Below are 17,135 nucleotides of genomic sequence, written 5' to 3'. Positions count from 1 at the left end.
GGGGAGGGGGAGCGGAGGCGGCGGCGGTCTGCTCCGCGGGCTCCGCCTGGGCCCGCTGTGCCTGGGCCCGCTGTGCCGGTTCGGCCGCGGCGGGAGCCTGCTTGGCCTTGAAGTGCAGGCCCCACAGGTAGCCGCCGCGGATCAGGCAGACCAGGGCGGTGGCGAAGAAGATGCCGTACGCGATGCCGAGCGCCGTGAGCACCCCGTACATCGTGGCGACGCCGCCGCCGAAGGCGATCTGGGAGGAACGCCTGGAGGGGGAGGTGCCGGGGTCGGTGACCATGTAGTTCGTGAAGAGGATGAACGCCACTCCGGTCATCATGCCGAGCGCCGCCGGGATGGAGGTCCCCGTCACCAGGCCGCGGATGACCGCCTGGAGGACGAACCCGATCAGCCAGGCGCCGATCAGCCACATACGGCCCGTCAGCTTCGCGTTCAGCATGGTGCCCAGAACCAGGATGATCGCCGGAAGGACCCAGTCGGCGGGGCCGTACAGGTACTCGGTGAAGTGGTAGGGCGGGGCGATGCTGGCCCAGGGGAAGAGCAGCAGGATGATCGCGATGCCGAAGTTCGACGGGTTCATGTAGTGCCGCATGCGGCCCTTGAGCGGGGCGCGGAGCACCCACTTGGTGCCGACGGCCACGACGACGCCGAAGACCATGACCCAGACGCGGTCGTTGACGTACGTCAACATGTTCACGGCGAGGCCGGTGATGTGCGCGGGGAAGAGGAACTCGACCATGCCCTTGAAACCGCCGCCCGCGTAGCGGGGGGCCCGCTTCTCGCCGCGGGCGCTGACGGCCTCCAGCGCGATCTCCACCGTGTAGGCGGTGAGGACCGCGATGAACGGCCACAGCCAGGGCTGTTCGAAGCCGAGGAAGGTGTACCCGGCGATGTTGAGGATCGAGATCGAGATCGCGAACCGACGCAGGGCGGTGACGACCTTCACGTCGTGCCGCGGCGCGGCTGCCGCGCGCGTCTTGGTTTCGGGCACGGTCACTTCTCCTTCACGTCGGCGCCGAGTTCCAGCGCGTGCCGGCCGGGGGTCAGCTGGAGATCCTTGTTGCGCACCTGCCCGGTGCGGTCACGCCAGGTCAGGCGGGTCTGCATCGGCCCCTCGGCCTCCTGGCCGAGACCGATGTGCACGTCCTGGCTGCGCTTGCCGGAGTGGCCGCTGCCGCCGTCGACCCGGCCCAGACGGGTGCTGCCGTCGGAGAGGGTCACGGTGACCTGGGCGCCGATGACGGGCGAGCCGCCCGCGTCGGTGAGGCTGAGGTTCAGGTGGCCGCCGGTCTTCTGGCTCATGTTGCAGTAGAAGACGGGGTCCTCCCACTGGCGTGCCACGACCATGTCGAGGCGTCCGTCGCCGTCGGCGTCGCCGGTGGCGATGCCTCGGCTGGGCACCGGTACGGCCAGACCGAGCTGCTTGGACAGGTCGCTGTAGGCCTCGCCGTCCTTCTCCTGGACGAAGAAGCGCATGTGCTGGTCGCCGGCGAGGTCGTCGCCCTCCTCCACGCGGGGCCAGAAGCGGGGGTGCTTGACCAGCGCGTCGTTGGCGGTGGCGAGCTCCTGGAGCTGGGCCCAGCGGTTGCGCTTGCCCTTGACGAAGCCGACGGCCTGGGTGATCTCCTGGATTCCGTCGTTGTCGAAGTCGCCCATCTTCACGTCCCAGCCCCATCCGGACCAGGCGAGGTTGAGCGGTGCGCTCTCGTCCTTGTAGGGGGCGACGCCGTCGCGGAACTTGGCGCGCAGGTCGGCCTTGTCACGGGCCGTTCCGATGAAGGCGAAGTTGGACTCCTGGATGCCGAAGGAGGTGGTGATGTTGGAGACGAAGGCGTCGTAGAGGCCGTCGTTGTCCAGATCGCCGAAGTCGACGCCCATGCCCTTGAAGGAGCTGCGGCCGATCTCCTTGGACTTCGGAGTGGTCGCGGTGTGCTTGGCCTTGACCTCGCTGAACTTGAAGGTGCCGGGGGTCGACCTGTTGTAGAGAAGGGCCGACGTCCCGAAGTCGTGCGCGAGGTACATCTCGGGGCGCTGGTCCCCGTCCAGGTCGGTGGCCGAGACGGCCAGGGTCCAGCCCTGGTCGATGCCCTTCGGCAGGACGTCCTCGACCTGTTCGTAGCCGGAGGGGGTCCAGCGGAAGAAGTGACCGCCGCCGCCGTTCTGGGCGTGGGACAGCGAGTCGTTCATCGTCACGCCGCCGTGCACGGTGTCGTCCAGGACGGGGCTGTCGGGGAAGTAGTTCCCGATGTAGATGTCGTTGTGCCCGTCACCGTCGAAGTCGGCGACCGTCGCGGCGTTGGAGTTCCACAACGGTCCGTCGTACTCCCCGCCACCGCCGTTGCCGGGGACGAGCTCGACGGGCTCGAAGCACTTCGGGTCCATGGTCGTGGTGTCCTTGCCGGGCTCCTTCTTCGCCTGGAAGATCACCGGGGTACGGCCCCAGTAGTACACGAGCAGGTCCATCGCGCCGTCCTCGTTGTAGTCACCGGGGACGCAGCCGATCGGGGCCATGATGTCGCTCTTGGGCAGCGGAGACATATCCAGGGTGAACGGCGCGTACGACGCGCTCTCGCGACCGGGCGCCGGTGCGGGGGTGACCACCGCCTGGTCGATCTGCGGGTCGGTGATGCACAGGTCGTTGGGCAGGCCGTCGCCGTCGATGTCGTTCATGGCGACGCCCGCGCCGACGGAGGAGATCCACGCCTCGATGTGCTTGTAGGCCTTGTTCACCTTGCGGACGCTCTGTTTCTTGTAGCCGCCCGGCATGGATATCGCCATCGGCTCGAAGGTGAACTTCTCCGCCAGCTCCGCTTTGTCGGCAGCACTCGACTCGTACGGCTTCACCACATAAAAGGTGCTGACCATGAGAGCGAGTGCGATGACTCCGGGCGCCTGCTTCCGCAGCCAGGAAATCGGGTGTGTCATGCCAGCGCCTTTCTACGCGTGCGGAACGGAAGTGATCTCTGCGGCGATGTGCTGCCGCCAGATTTCGAATGCCGGGATCTCGCCGCCGTCACAGCTCTCGGGCGCCGTGTCGGCGCACACCCGGGCGGCTTCCCCGGGTGTCCGGCCGCCGCACAGGACGCGGGCGGCGAGATGGGTGTGGGCGGTCGTCGTGCCCGCGCGCTCGCGTGCCTCGCAGGCGAACGCGGAGCCCTGCGCCAGGTTCGGGAGATGCTCGCCCGCGTGTTTGGCGAAGCGCCGCAGTTCGTCCTCGTCGACGCTGCCCGCGTAGGTGCAGGCGAGTCCGGCGCCGGCGTACATGTCGCCGCGACGGTGGGCGGGGTAGGCCCCGATGAGCTCGGCGACGACGTCGGGGTCGGTACCGCCGACGAACCACAGGGCGCGGCCGATGCCCTGGTCGATCACGCGGGCACTGTAGGCGTCCGGCCCGCCCTTCCAGGTGAAAGGGTGTTCCAGGCCGGGGTCGCGGACGTAGGCGTCGGTCTTGAAGTAGGCCTGGTGGAAGCCGTACCCGTCCAGGAGCAGCCAGCGCAGTACCGGGTCGGTGCTGCTCACGTCGGGCCACATGAACCTCGGCAGCCTGGCCATCGCCCAGCCGACGCCGACGTAGATCATGTAGTTGTGGTGCCGGCCCCTGCCCTCCAGGATGCCGGTCAGCCGCTTGTCGCCGCCCGTCAGGGAGTCGAGCATGACGGCGCCCATGCCGGCGCCCTCGTACGCGAACCCGCGGAAGGGCAGGGGAACCGTCTCCAGCCAGTCGGTCGCCTGGTCCGCGGTGCGCGCCTCGACCGCGTAGGCGTAGCCCTGGAGGAAGCTCGTCCCGACCGTTTCCAACTGGTGTTTGGCCGCCGCGTTCTTGACGTGGAAACCGCGTTTTTCCAGTTTCGTTTCCCGAACATTTGGCGTGAGGACTCGGCGCCTCATCGCACGCAAGATGGACATTAAAGGCCGCCCCTCTATCCTTTGCCGGAATTTCCCGTTGTTGGACGAAGATATGTGATACGGCTACCCGTTCGGCTACTCCAGGAATGCTCAATCGGTAGGCACGAGGAGTTGTGCACGCACCGTGCGGCGCCAGATTTCATAGGCCGGGACATCCCTCGCCGAGCCCGGCGCGGGCGCGGTGTCGTCGGCGAGCGCGGCCGCGGCCTCGACGGTGATCCCGGCCAGCGCGTGGAGCGCGGCCCGGGTGTGCTCGGGCACGACGCCGGAGAAGTGGCGGGCCTTCGCCGCGAAGACGGACCCCTGCGCCACATGGCCGCTCAGCTCCCCGGACTCGGCGCGCAGCGACGCCAGTTCGGCGGCCGTGGAGCAGCCCGCGAAGGTGGCGGCGAGTCCCACGCCCGCCCACAGGTCCGGCGCACGCTCGGGGGCGAAGCCGCGCACGGCGGCGCTGACCTGCCCGACGCCCGCGCCGTGGATGAACCACAGGGCCCGTCCGATGCCTTGGTCCACCGCCCGTTGGAAGTAGTGCGGATGCCCCTCCCAGGCGTAGGGAGTGTCCGGACGCTGGGCGTCGACCCAGCGGGCACGGTCGAAGTAGGCGCGGTCGAAGCCGTACCCGTCGATGGCGAGCCAGCTCATCGGCGGGTAGAACTCCTCGCCGTCGAGATCGTCGGGCATGACCTTTCCCCACAGTGGCCGGGGCAGCTTGGCCATGGCGAAGCCGATGCCGATGTAGTTGAGGAAGATGTGCCGCCGCCCGCTCCCCTGGAGCAGTGCCCGGGTGCGTCCGCCGCGGCCGGGCATCGAGTCCCGGATGACCGACGCCATGACCGCGCCCTCGTACGCGAAGCCCTGCATCTCCAGGTCGACCAGCGACAGCCGCCGCTCGGTCTCCCACAGGCTCTTGGACTCGATGCCCCATTCGAAGCCGGTCACCACGGCCTGCGGGATGGTCTCCAGCTGTCTGGTGGCAGCGGTCTCGGCCACGGGGAATCCGCGTCCGGCGAAGCTCACGTCACGCAGGGAAGGGGCCATCAGAAGTCTGCGCAGAGAACCCATTGCCGATGCCATGCGGTGCCTCCTCGGGCAGCCACCCGGGGGGTGGCGAGAATTTCATCGTCGGACTGCGGTCCAGACCGGGCATCTTCGGGAGTGCGCAACGCCGGTGCGCACGGTCCGGCCGCTGCCGCCCGGTTCGACGGGCGGCAGGATGTGCCCGCCGCCTCAGCCTCCGCTCGCGGGAACCGAGGCCGACACCCGTGCGGCGTACGGTTCCAGGGCCTGCCGCAGGGCTTCGGGCACCCTGGTGGGACGGGTGTCGCCGTTCGGGCCGCGCATACAGGCGACCCGTTGCCGGCCACGGGCCACCAGGTTCTCGGTGTCCTCGTGCAGCCGCAGGTAGTCGAAGGTGAAGACGATCTGCGTCTGCGTCAGCTCCTCCAGACGCATCCGGATCGAGAGCTGGTCGAAGGCGGTGATCTCGGCGAAGAACTCGCACCCCACCGAGACGGTGAACAGTTTCAGGTCGTCGCGGATGTCGTCGAGCACCTCGGGCGCCATGTCCAGCAGGAACATCTCCCGGCACCGCCCCTGCCAGCGAACATAGTTGACGTAGTAGACGTTGCCGACCAGGTTGGTCTCCTCGAATCCGACGAGATGACGCAGTTCGTAATAGGGCCGCGCGTCGGCCATCGGCTTTCCCTTTCCTTCGTCATCAGGGCAGGCGCCACCGGTCGAGCCTGCTTCTTTGCGGGCGCCGACGGCGCCCGGGAGGGAACCGCCGCCCGGAGGCCGCTCTCCGCCGGGGTCGCCGACCGGCTCGTGCGCCGCGAGGGCGGGTGACGACACGATCGGGTCGATCCACCGGGGTTGGCCCGATTCAGGGGATGGGACCCCACAGACACGATTGGGGATCGCCCGACGGTCGGCATCTCCCGGCTTGCTCAGGGATCCAGGCTCCGGGCAACCGCACCATCCGGGGCACGCCCGGCGGATCCAGAGCAATCCCGGAGTGGTACGCGACCGAGGTGGCGGGCGAGCATCGAGGTAGTCCCGGGCCGGCGGCCGGGTCACCAGCGATCGGCCGCCCGGACCGTACGGCGGCGGCAGCACCGGGCGACGGCGGGGCCGCTGTCGGCCCAGCCCGGTCCGGTGGCGGCGTTCCACGCGGCCTGCTCGGCAACCGCCGTCGCACACCAGACAGTTGAGCGAGCCGGATGCGTATCCGTCCGGTTTCCTCGGCATCGTGCTCACATCACGGAGGCAAGGAACCCGATGAACTCCACCGACACCACGACCACGACCACGGCCGACGAGAGGGAGCAGGGCGTCGCCGGCCTGCCGGAGCGCATCATGGCGGCGTGGGCCGCCCATGACTCCGCCGCCTTCGCCGACATCTTCACCGAGAACGGCAGCATGGTGATGCCCGGCGTCCACTGCCAGGGCAGGGAGGCCATCCGGTCCTTCATGGCGGCGGCCTTCGAGGGCCCGTTCCGGGGGACCCAGGTCGTCGGCGCACCGGTCGCCGTGAACTTCCTCAGCGACGAGGCGGCCGTCCTGGTCACCGAGGGCGGCGTCCGCGCGCCGGGAGAGGACACGCTCAGGCCCGAGCGCAGGGTGCGCGCGTCATGGGTCGCGGTGCGGGGCAAGGACGGCGTGTGGTCTCTGGCCGCCTACCAGAACAGCCCGTTCGACGCGTCCTGACCCACGGCTCGTCGCATCCCGACCCATGGGCCCACCGGGCGCGACGAGAAGGCGGGGCCGCCCGGACACATCGTTCGGGCGGCCCCGTCGGCGTTGCCGGACACCGGCGGTCCGGCAGGGCCGGGGAACGGAGCGGGCCCGCCGGAACGGAACCGGCCGTCCTGACGACGCTCGCTGATACGTGTCGTCACGCGTTGTGACGTGCCGGCAGGCGGCTTCGTCGGGTTGTGGGTCGCGGGGCCGGTCCGGGGGGCGAGGGCCGGCCTCGTTCTTCGAATGTGCTGCGGTGGGGCACACGCCTCCGGGCGCAACGGCGAAGAAGCACCGGCGGCATCGCGCCCTCGATGATGGCGTGGTAGCCGGAGAAAGTGGGAGGGGTTTATGGCCAGGGCCCGTGGTACCGATCCGGTGCGTGCTGTCCGCACCGGATGGACCGTCCCGGTCGCCCGAAGACGTTCCGCCGGCGTCCGCACCCGGCGTTCATCCGGCGGGCCGCACCAGATTGTTCTCGAAGGCGGCGGAGCGTACCTTCTGGAGCGCCATCAGTACCGGCGGGTCGAGAACTCGCACGCCTCGCAGCGGGAATTCGACGTCGGGGTGCGCCACTCGCGGACGGATCTCCAGGGGACCGATGGATCCCACATGGATCGGCAGCCCGTCGGTCAGCGCCTCGTGCGTGCTGGCCGGCACCGAGTGTCCCAGCAGATACCAGACGCCGGGCGGCACGTTCTCCATCTCGAACGGTCCGGGCGTACGGAGGACCGTGCAGCTGATGGGTTGCCCCTCGGGCACTCTCGTCGGGAAGATTCCCAAGAAGATCAGCCCTAATTCGGCCACGGTCGGCGCTGTGACGAAACCTCGCACACGCTCCCCTGCGCTTATCTTTTGTGCGACGTTTATCTGCTTCGTGTATCCACCGACCTGGCGGTACATCGAAGGAGGGAGGCCGACGCTGTTCGCGAACCGTGAGCTGAATGTTCCGACGCTGCTGTAGCCGACGCTACAGCTGATATCTGTGACCGTCATCCCCGTGGTTAACAGAAGGCGTTTCGCCTCCTGTATTCGCAGAGCGGAGAGGAAACGCCTTGGCGAGATCCCGGTGATCCGATGGAATTCTCGAGAGAAGTGAAACTTGCTGTACATGGCGAATCGTGCCATGTCATCGATGCTCAAGGGCTCCGAGAGCTTGCTCTGCATGATGCGGATCGACTGCTCCACGGCCCTCTCGATCCCTGTCACTGTGCACTGTGCACTGTGCAATTTATCCTCCGAAGTCGAGACGGATATCGACCGGTCAAGCCCACAGGGCCGATCGCATCCCGCCCAGCGAAATGGTTCGGCTCCATCGAACAGTATTAGCGACGGTATGGGGGCTGGGCAACCACGCGATCGATGTTTGCCGCGAACGGCCCATGGGCATATGCGGAATCCTTTAGATGTGCGGAGTTACAGCAATTTCGGAGATGCTTTGATCATTCCGGCAGTCGAGGATCGATGCACGGAGAGGATCCCTTGCGCACCGCGTCTCCGCCGAGTTCCCGCCTGGCCCGCACGCCGAAATGGAGAAGGAATGCCTTCTAGCCAGCCAAAGTTAAATCAGGACAAAAGCGGCACGTTGGAGGCCTTCGCCGACACCATAGTTCCCGGAGCGAAACGGAACGAGCAGGACCGGGCCGTGGCCGGCGTCGTATCGGGGCCCGGGGCCGTGGCTGCCGGAGCCCTCGAACTGCTCCAGACCGCCGCCACCGGGATGTCCGACTCTCTGGAGGCCTTCGCCGACGCCCTCAACGCGCACGCCGAACAGTTTCACGCGCAGAGCCGGCCGGACGCTGCCGCGGAGCCGGCCGAGCCGGACCCCGAGGTCCCGCCCTTCGTGGCACTGTCCTTCGCCGAGCGCACCCGACTGGTGGTCATCCTGACCGCCCCCGGCCACCCCGAACGCGATCTGTGGGTCAGCCTCGCCCTGTTCAGCAACATGGCCTTCGACACCGGTGCCCACCTGCACACCGCCGACGCGATCGCCGCCGGGCACCCGGGGCTGGCCGCCCTGGGCTTCGCACCTCCGTCCGACGACGGGCAGTGGCGCTTCTCCGAGTTCTCCTACGGTCGCCCTCTCGCCCGGCTCCACCCCGACACGACCCCCTCCGGGAGCCTGGCGTGAACGCTATCGAGCAGACCGACGTTCTGATCGTGGGCAGCGGATTCGGCGGAGCCATCGCGGCGTACCACCTGGCCGCGGGCGGGGCGAAGGTGACCGTGCTGGAGAGGGGGCCGTGGCTGGAATCCCAGGACTTCGAGCACGACTTCCTCCTCGGCTCCTCCTACACCCGGATCTTCGATTTCACCGTCGGTGACGGCATGAGCCTGCTCGGCGGCAACTGCGTCGGTGGAGGCAGCGTCGTCTATTTCGCCGCGATGCCGAGGGCTCCCCGCTTCGTGTTCGACCGCACCGGCAGCATCGGCCGCCGGATGTGGCCGGCCGCGATCAGCCGTGACACCCTCGACCCCTGGTACGACGTGGTCAGCGAGGCGTTGCCGGTCTCCACCCAGAGCTGGGACGACGTCAGCTACGCCGGTGGTCTGTTCGCCGCGGCGTGCGACCATGCCGGCCGGACCGCCAATCCCGTCCCCACCGCCGTGGACAACTCCAAGTGCACCAACTGCAACTGGATGATGGCCGGCTGCCGTTTCGACGCGAAACGCTCGCTCCTGCTGAACTACCTGCCCGCCGCGCGCGCCCACGGCGCCGAGGTGCGGCCGCTGCACGAGGTGCAGAAGCTCACCCGCACCGACGGCGGCGGCTACCGGGTGCACTTCAACACCATCGACGACACGGACTACCGCCTGAGCAACGGCAGCGGCGCCATCGACGCGAAGATCGTCATCCTGGCCGCGGGGGCCGGCGCGACTCCGGTCATCCTGCAGCGCTCCGCGGACGACCTCGGGGGGATGCCGCACGCCGTCGGACGCTACTTCTCCGGCAACGGCGAGCGGCTCAACAACGCCGTGATCGACGAAGAACGCGCCCGGGACCTGCTGGGCCTGGACCGCGGCGACGGCACCGCCTATCTCGCCAACCAGATCGGCAAGGGCCCGGTCGTGGCGAGCTGGGACAACCTCGACGGCAATCTGCCCGAGCACTCCCGGTTCTCCCTCGAACAGCTCTACTTCCCCCCGGGCTTCGGCACCATCCTGGCTCAGGTGCCCGACGCCGAGGGACCCAGCTGGTTCGGCGTGGAGAAGACCGAGATGGTCCGGCGCTGGCGCTCCTGGCTCACCATTTTCACGATGATCGAGGACGACAACGAAGGCGTCTTCGGCCCGCCGCCGCCGACCGGGAACGCCGTCCGGATCTCCCAGCAGATGCTCGGCCGCGGCCCCATCTCCTATCGGCCCACCGCCAACACCCTGCGCGGCTGGGACGAGTCCGACGCGGTCGTCAAGGACATCCTGGAACGCGACGGACTGGCCCGCGTGATGCCCTGGACCAACGATGTGGTGGGCGCCTACACCGTCCACCCGCTGGCCTCCTGCCGGATCGGCGACGACCCGCACACCTCCGCCCTGGACGACCGGCACGAACTGCGCGGCCACCCCGGCATCTTCGTGACGGACGGCTCGGCGGTACCGGGCGCCCTCACCGTCAATCCGGCGCTCACCATCTCCGCGCTCGCCGAACGTGCCATCCCGGGCATCGTCCAGGCGGCCCGCGACCGGGGTGTTGACGTCAGCTACGGCGCGCCCACCCCGGACGGAGACGTCTCCGTCCGGGCCGGCGTACGCCCGCAACTGCCGTTCCTCACCCGCAAATAGCGCCACCCGGGAGCCGTGCGGCGATACGATGCCGCACACCGGTCACCCCCCACCCCGGCCCCACGCCGTGGTCCCGCACCGACGAGCACCTGCCGACGCCCCGTCAGGAGCGCGGCCCTGCGGAAGGGACCGGCCTCCCGGAGCCGATGGCCGAGGCCGGCCGGGGCAAGCCCCCCGGTCCGGCAGGTCCTCGGGACGTTCCTCACCGGGCCCACCGCCGCCGACGGGGGCCCGCGGCCGCGGGCAGGCCGTGCCGATGGTCTCGCGCACCGGGCGGTCCCGGAGCCGGGCGGGGGTCACGGCCGCCCTGGGGTCGTTGTCCCGCACGGCGCCGAGCGCGTCACGAGGACCCGCGGCTTCGGCCCGTGGCCTCGGAGGAGGAGTGGAGGCGCTCCCCGGGCGGGCCCCGCGGCGGACAGTCGTCCGGGTGTGCGGTCGGGGGCCGGAGCCGCTACACGCGGACGACAGGTAGCGGAGACGACGCAGGCGTGCCCGGTCCCGTAGCCGCTACGGGACCGGGCACGCGGCGTTCTCGGCGGGGCGTCGAGGGGAAGAGGTCTCACGTGCCCCGGTTCGGCGGGGCGGTCACGGGCGTCCGACCCTCACCGGGACGTGTCGGAGAACTGGCCGGGCCTGCGGCCCTCTCCGGCCGGGCCCCGGTAGGCCTGCGCGATGTCGAGCCAGTGATCCGCCGCACCCTTGGTGGCCGTGAGGGCAAGGTCGTCGCGGTGGCGACGCCGGGTGACGAGCAGGCAGAAGTCATGGGCGGGACCAGTGATCCGATGGGTCGCCTCCGAAGGGCCGTACTCCCACAACTCGCCTGTCGGAGAGGTGAGTTCGAAGCGGAAAGGCTCACTGGGCGGGGTCAGGCCGCGGGCCTCGTAGCCGAAGGCCTGGGTCAGCACGGCGAATCCGGCCACGTGGCGCAGCCACGGAGCCGGATCGCGGCGCACGCCGATGGTGTCGGCGATGTCCTGACCGTGGGCGAAGGTCTCCATGAGGCCCGCGCAGGCGAGCACGGCCGGCGGCAGCGGGTTCACCAGCCACGGCACCGTCTGTCCCGGGGGGACGGCGGCGAGCGCCTCGATGGCAGCCGCGCGCTCGGCGCTCCAGCGGTCGAGGAGTGCCTGCGGGGTGCCGGAGCTGTAGGCGGCCAGTGCGGCGTTGACCGCTCCGTCGAAGTCGCCGGAAGCCTTCTCGGTCATGGCCCGGAACGCCTCCGGGTCGGCCGCCGCCGTACCGGCGAGCCGGTAGACGAAGACGAGGTGGGCTATCTGGTCGGTAACCGTCCAGCCGGGGGCCGGGGTGTCCAGCGCCCATTGGGCGTCGTCGAGGTCGGCCACCATACGGTCGGTCTCGTCTCCCGCCGTCGCCAGGTCCTTGAGCACGTTCGCCAAGTCGGACATCGCTCGCTCTCGTCTCTGCTCGGGGGTCTGCGGTCAGTGTCGCGGATACGGGATCCAGCCTGGTCCAGCAGGGATTCAGTGTCTTCTCCCAGACTGCTGAGCGCTGTGGCCGACGATTGCGGCCGGCGGAACGGCCGGTGCGAGGAGGCCGGTGCATCCAGTGGAGGAAGGGAAGAATCCGGAGTCGGCCGGCCCGACCGCGACACAGGGCCACGGCCGAAGACGTCCAGTGGCAGGAATGCCCGGGGAAGCCTTCGACCGCCCCCGGAGGACGCGTCGGCGAGGAGCCCCGCGACCGTCCCGGAACCCCTCCGCCATGACGACCGCAGCCTGCGAGCGCTGCCGCGCAGGGGTGTCTTTGCGTCAACTTCCCCTGTCTACGAAGGACTTCAAAGGCCTCTGGAAGCGAAGGCCGAACCCCTGCCCCCTTCCCGGCCGTACGCTTCCCCACCGGGGCGATCGCAGCCTGCCGCGTTCCGCGCCCCGTACGCTCCCGTAGCGCACACGGAGGGCCTGCTGGACGAGCCGAGCTCACGGGCCAGGAGCAACAGGCCGTCGTCGGCGCCCCGGGCCCGGACGGACGATCCGAGAGCCCCGTCGGCTCCTCCGCGTCGCGGAGCCGGAGAGGTGCTCACCGGCCTGACCCGAGCGGCGGTTGCCGTGGCTGCTCGGCCCGCTCCTCACCGAGCCAGGCTGTTCGGAACGACGGGGATGTGGCCGAAAGTCGGCCGTGGGTCGACCGCCGGTTCCGCCGCTTCGGCAGACTGCGCCGACGAGTAGCTCCCACCACTGCGAGGAGAGTCATTCCCGTGCCGCGGATTCCTGTCCACGCCGTCGACAGCGCGCCCGCACCCGGCGGGGAGACTCCGCGCCGCCGGGAGAAGCGATTCGGGAGGGTGCTCAACATCCACGGAGGGATGGCCCACTCGCCCGTGGTCCTGGCGACCTACGCGGCGATGAGCACGGCCACCGCCGAGCACGGCACCTTCGACGCCCGCACCTGCGAGGCGATAGGCCCGGCCGTGGGAGCGGTCGACGCCGGCGCGTACTGCCAGTCCGCACACACGGTGTCGGCAAGGGCGGCGGGCTTCACGGAGGAGCAGGCCGTGGCGATCCGGCCCGGAGAGCGCGGCGACGATCCGAAGCTCGACGCCCTGGTCCAGGTCGCGAGGGAGGTTGCCGGCGAGGTCGGCGAGGCGTCCGACGCGGCGTGGGACGAGGCCGCTGCCCGGGCTGGACGGACACCCAGCTGACCGAGGTGTTCGCTCACGTGGCGGTGAGCCTCCATACCAACTACTCAAACCATGACGTCCGTACGGAACTCGATGTCCCGGCAGCCCCGGGCCTCGACGGCTGATACCACCGGCCGCCGGCCCGGGCCGATCCGGGGCGGCCGTTCGCACGGTCGAGCCGACGTTCTCTCGCACAACATCCGGTCAGTACACGGCACCGGTGGGGACGGCACCGCCGGGCGCCCCCGGTTCAGCGGGGAGGCCACATGAATCGAACGGGCGCGTGCCCCAGAGTGCTCATCGTGGGTGCCGGCCTGGCCGGCACCGCGACGGCGATCCGGCTCCTCCACTTCGCGCGAAGACCACTGGAGATCGTTCTTCTGGAGCGCCGCCCCGACTACCGTTCCGCCGGAGTCGCCTATCACCGTGACGGCAACCCCTGGGACTACGTCTTCAACATCCAGGCCGGCCGGATGTCCGTATTCCGCGAGGACGTCCTCGACTTCATCAGCTGGGCCAACCAGGAGGCCGACCGCCGGGACTGGCCGCAGCACTGGGCCGGGCACACGTTCACCGAACAAGGCCCGGCTCCCCGGCGCATCTTCCAGGACTACCTCGCCGACCGGCTCGCCGAGGCCAGAAGACAGTCCTGCCCCGGCGTCGTCCTCGTCGAAGCGGACGGCGAGGCGCTCGACATGGACGCGTGCGGCCGGGGCTACGAGGTGACCGTCGGCGGCCTCTCCGCGACCGGACTCGACAGCGTGCGCTCCGGTCCGCTCCCGGACACGAAGGTGGTCGGCGCCGACCACGTGGTCCTCGCCACCGGCCTCGAACTCAAGGATCCGCCCTTCGCCGTCGAGGTCTCCGGACACCCCTCCTTCGTACGCAACCCGTACTCCGCGGCCGGAATCCGCACGCTCTCCCAGCTCCCGCCCGAATCCACCGTCGCCATCGTCGGATCCGTACTGAGTGCGTACGACTCGGCGGGACTGCTGCTGCGCAACGGCCACACAGGGCAGATCCGCCTCATCTCCCAGTCCGGAACGATCTTCCGCACCTATCCCGGCACCCACGAACACGGCGTGTTGCGCCTGCCCCGCCCCGAGGCCCTGATGGAGCCCTACCGCGACCGCGAGGAATTCCTGGCACGGGGCAGGGCCGCATGGCGCGCGGCGTGCTCGATGGTCCGCGAGAGGCACCCCGGCATCGCCTCCGTCATCGTCCCCGAACGCGTCGCCAAAGCGTGGGAGCCGTACCTCCCCGAGATCATCGAACGTATCCCGGATGAGGAACTGCGCCTCCTGCTGGACGAGTTCGCCACCACCATCGCGGCGCTACGCGTCGGCGCCGTGGAGTACACGATGGCGGTCATCGAGCATGCGATGCGGTCACCGGAGGGGTCGGTAGAACTGGTCGTCGGCAAGGTGCGGGCCATCACGCCCACAAGGTCGGGGCGGCTGCTGGTCTCGGTCGCCGGGCAGCACGGCGGCCACGGAGTCGAGGCCGATCTGGTGGTGTCCAACTTCGGCAGGGAGTCCGACTACGCCAAGGTCGGACAGCCGCTGTGGCGAGCGCTTCTGGGGAAAAGCATCGCGACCCCCCACGCGCGCACCGGGCGCGGCCTGGAGGTCGACGCGTGCGGGACCCTGCTGGACGCCGACGGGCGACCGGTCGGCCCGGTCTCTGCGATCGGCGTGCTGAGGGAGGGCGACGAGATCGTCCGGCACGGCCGAACGGGCGCGTTCGCGTTCAACCTCGCCGCCATCAAGAACCACTCGGTCTCCGTCGCGGCCCATGTGACCGAGCAGTTGGAACTGCGACAGGAGGGCTTGAGCGACATCGCGGCCCTGCACCCCCACTACCGGAGCTATGCCAGCAATCCGGAGGAAGCGGACCGGGCGGCCTTGGAGGAGGCTGTGGTACTGGAGGTGCGGAGGCTGGCCACGCGCGAACGGAGGAAGCGAGAAGCGCTCGACTCCCGCTTGACCGCGAGCATCCTCTCCATGGGCGGTCTTCCGGCACTCCCGGCAGTTGTCTCCCGGCCCGACCGCCTGATGAGGGCGGTCGTCAACCGGGTCGCTGTGGAACGGCTCAACGACGTCTCCGTGACGCCACGGCAGCTACGTCGACAACTGGGGATCGGGAACGTCGACAATCCGGAGGGCTAGTTGAACGGGAACAGGCGACGGATTCTGGGGTTTCTTCTGGCCGGCGGCACCGAGAGCGTGCTCCGGGGCACCTGTAATCGGACAAGAGTTCCACATGAGGGCAGCATCCTCGTCACCCCCTTCCTTGAGGCAGGGATGTACGACGCCATCGTGGCCGCACGCGCGGTGGTCTGCGGCTCCGGCGGACTGACCGGCCACATGCAGTCCCTGTGCCGTGGCAGAGGGATACCTGTCCTGCGTGTCGACGAGGCGGACCTCGCCGACCTGGTCGGCGAGGTGACGCTGTACCTGGAGAGCGCGTCGATCGTCGTCGGACCTGAGGCGTCGGCGCGGGCCGGGACCGGGAGGTCCGCGATGGACGACCTCGGCTCGGCGTGCGCGGTCATCGCGGACCTGCAGGACATCACCACCATCAACGCCTCCGGGCCGGACGCCGCACGGGTCGAGTCCTTCTTCATCCGGGAGGAGTTCCTCTGCCTCGCGCTGGGCCTGAGCCCGCTCGACGCCATGGCCGGCGGCCCGGCCGGCATCACCGCCTACGGACAGGCCATCGGAGGGCGGCTCCGCAGCTTCGTCGAGGCGCTCCTGCCCGGCCAGCGCCTGATCCTGCGGATGCTCGACCTGCGCTCCGACCACGCGGCCGAAGTCAGCGAGATCACCCCGGTCGCGGTGGAGCCGAACCCCGAGATGGGGCTGCACGGCGCCCGCTGGCTGCTGCGCTCCGTCGCCTACCGCGACGCCTTGCACGTCGTCCTTTCCACGCTGCGCAAGCAGCTCGGCGACCAAGCCGACAGGGTGGTGCTCTCGGTGCCGTTCGTCCGCGACGAGACCGAGTTCGCGCAGCTCCGAGCACACCTCGACCTGCCGGACGAGGCCCCCCTGTCCGCGTTCATCGAGACGCCCTCCGCCGTTCACGCCACCCCGGCGATGTGCGCGGCCGGTGTCAGCGAACTGTTCGTCGGCATCAAGGACCTGGTGCAGTTCTATCTGGCGGCGGACCGCGGCAACCACTTGGTCGCCGACTCCTACAGCACCCGTCACCCGGCTGTCCTGGACGGGGTGCGCAGGGTCGTGGAATGCAGCCGCGCCGCGGGTACCCCGGTGAGGGTCTTCTCCCTGGCGTCCGATCTCGACTACTACCTGGAGAACCTGCCCACCCCCGACGGGTACATGATGTGCACCGCCGAACTCCGGCAACTGCTCCTGCGCCATTCCACCAGGACCTGACCGCAACAGTCGGCGCGAGGCGGGGCAGTTCAGCTCGGTGACGGTCCGGCGGTGACGTTCGCACCGGCCGGTGCGGCGCCGGCGACCGGTGTCCCGGACCTACCCGGTGGGACCGTGCCCGAGGAGCCGGATCTCGACTGCCGTCAGCCCGCCGCGCTGTGCCCGTCGGGGACCACTGCCCCATGAGAAGAATCGTCCGCCTTCCCGAAGGTCGAGCGGAAACAAGGATGTGTACGGCATCCAGCGTGCCGACGGCCCCTCATGGACGTGTTCGGAGCGGACGGGAGCCTTCACCGGCGTCGGTGCGGTCTGGATCGTGTGGCAGAGCCTGACGGTAGGCGGCTTCGCAGCCCTCCAGTACGTCGGGCTCAAGCGGCTGTGACCTCGTCCGGATCAGGTCGGTGGGGACTTCCGGGGCCGGGCCCGGAAGGCGTCTCCTGGCGGGAGGCGCTGGTGCGGTTGGCACCGCCCTCGGCGCAGACGCCTCCCACGGCGTTGTCGTCGGGCACGCGTCCACACCCGGGACGGCCGCGCCGCATACGCTGGTTCCCGGTCGCCGGACCGTGTTCGGCGTCGTCGGCCACGTCGCGGCAGTGGGCGTGGCCATCGCCCCGGCCATGCTCGGCGAGCGATCGTCACCGGTTGCCGAGCACGGCCGCGGCGGCACCTGTCGA

The 17,135-nt window shown here is 69.7% G+C and carries 14 protein-coding genes; 7 read left to right on the top strand and 7 right to left on the bottom strand.

All coding sequences use genetic code 11. From position 1 onward, the window contains the following. The 5 genes from HET64_RS06240 to HET64_RS06220 all read right to left on the bottom strand — a co-directional run. The coding region (locus HET64_RS06240) for an enediyne biosynthesis protein (RefSeq protein ID WP_308369838.1) at nucleotides 1-1,000 on the bottom strand (1,000 nt) is incomplete at its 3' end. Next, the gene (locus HET64_RS06235) at nucleotides 997-2,928 is read right to left on the bottom strand and encodes a CRTAC1 family protein (protein ID WP_215103028.1); all 1,932 of its coding nucleotides are present in this window, start codon (nucleotides 2,926-2,928) and stop codon (nucleotides 997-999) included. The genes HET64_RS06240 and HET64_RS06235, both read right to left, overlap by 4 nt. A 12-nt stretch (nucleotides 2,929-2,940) precedes the next feature. Next, a complete protein-coding gene (locus HET64_RS06230; RefSeq protein WP_215103027.1) occupies nucleotides 2,941-3,909 on the bottom strand; it encodes a DUF1702 family protein in 969 nt (322 codons plus the stop codon). Nucleotides 3,910-3,999: 90 nt separating this feature from the next. Then, complete coding sequence (locus HET64_RS06225) at nucleotides 4,000-4,983, bottom strand: DUF1702 family protein (RefSeq protein WP_215103026.1); 984 nt, start codon at nucleotides 4,981-4,983, stop codon at nucleotides 4,000-4,002. A gap of 153 nt (nucleotides 4,984-5,136) precedes the next feature. Next, a complete protein-coding gene (locus HET64_RS06220) occupies nucleotides 5,137-5,604 on the bottom strand; it encodes a thioesterase family protein (protein ID WP_215103025.1) in 468 nt (155 codons plus the stop codon). Nucleotides 5,605-6,186: 582 nt separating this feature from the next. Here HET64_RS06220 and HET64_RS06215 point away from each other — a divergent pair. Then, the gene (locus tag HET64_RS06215) at nucleotides 6,187-6,615 is read left to right on the top strand and encodes an SgcJ/EcaC family oxidoreductase (protein ID WP_215103024.1); all 429 of its coding nucleotides are present in this window, start codon (nucleotides 6,187-6,189) and stop codon (nucleotides 6,613-6,615) included. A 480-nt stretch (nucleotides 6,616-7,095) separates the two neighbouring features. Here the strand turns inward: HET64_RS06215 and HET64_RS06210 are convergent, their stop codons facing one another. Further along, the gene (locus tag HET64_RS06210) at nucleotides 7,096-7,812 is read right to left on the bottom strand and encodes a helix-turn-helix transcriptional regulator (RefSeq protein ID WP_215103034.1); all 717 of its coding nucleotides are present in this window, start codon (nucleotides 7,810-7,812) and stop codon (nucleotides 7,096-7,098) included. A gap of 373 nt (nucleotides 7,813-8,185) precedes the next feature. Here HET64_RS06210 and HET64_RS06205 point away from each other — a divergent pair, with 373 nt between their 5' ends. Continuing rightward, nucleotides 8,186-8,776: a DUF5987 family protein gene (locus HET64_RS06205; RefSeq protein ID WP_215103023.1), complete on the top strand. Its 591-nt coding sequence runs from the start codon at nucleotides 8,186-8,188 to the stop codon at nucleotides 8,774-8,776. Further along, nucleotides 8,773-10,428: an FAD-dependent oxidoreductase gene (locus tag HET64_RS06200; RefSeq protein ID WP_215103022.1), complete on the top strand. Its 1,656-nt coding sequence runs from the start codon at nucleotides 8,773-8,775 to the stop codon at nucleotides 10,426-10,428. Before HET64_RS06205 ends, HET64_RS06200 begins: the two co-directional genes overlap by 4 nt. A 602-nt stretch (nucleotides 10,429-11,030) precedes the next feature. Here the strand turns inward: HET64_RS06200 and HET64_RS06195 are convergent. Beyond that, a complete protein-coding gene (locus tag HET64_RS06195; protein WP_215103021.1) occupies nucleotides 11,031-11,834 on the bottom strand; it encodes a TIGR03084 family metal-binding protein in 804 nt (267 codons plus the stop codon). Nucleotides 11,835-12,643: 809 nt separating this feature from the next. Between HET64_RS06195 and HET64_RS38790 the strand changes: the two genes are divergently transcribed. The 4 genes from HET64_RS38790 (at nucleotide 12,644) to HET64_RS06175 (ending at nucleotide 16,843) form a co-directional block, all read left to right on the top strand. Next, nucleotides 12,644-13,087 (top strand): carboxymuconolactone decarboxylase family protein, encoded by a 444-nt coding sequence (locus tag HET64_RS38790; RefSeq protein WP_308369834.1) that lies wholly within the window; start codon nucleotides 12,644-12,646, stop codon nucleotides 13,085-13,087. A 245-nt stretch (nucleotides 13,088-13,332) separates the two neighbouring features. Next, nucleotides 13,333-15,234, top strand: a complete 1,902-nt coding sequence (locus HET64_RS06185; protein WP_215103020.1) for an FAD/NAD(P)-binding protein — start codon at nucleotides 13,333-13,335, stop codon at nucleotides 15,232-15,234. After that, nucleotides 15,235-16,461, top strand: coding sequence for a putative PEP-binding protein (locus HET64_RS06180; RefSeq protein ID WP_215103019.1), 1,227 nt, complete (start codon nucleotides 15,235-15,237; stop codon nucleotides 16,459-16,461). A gap of 229 nt (nucleotides 16,462-16,690) precedes the next feature. Beyond that, nucleotides 16,691-16,843, top strand: coding sequence for a hypothetical protein (locus HET64_RS06175; protein WP_215103036.1), 153 nt, complete (start codon nucleotides 16,691-16,693; stop codon nucleotides 16,841-16,843). Nucleotides 16,844-17,135 lie beyond the last annotated feature (292 nt).

Origin of the sequence: Streptomyces sp. McG3 (assembly GCF_018619185.1) — a bacterium.
Classification (GTDB): domain Bacteria; phylum Actinomycetota; class Actinomycetes; order Streptomycetales; family Streptomycetaceae; genus Streptomyces.
The sequence above is the reverse complement of the archived record's forward strand: the minus strand, read 5'-3'. Positions and strand labels throughout refer to the sequence as shown.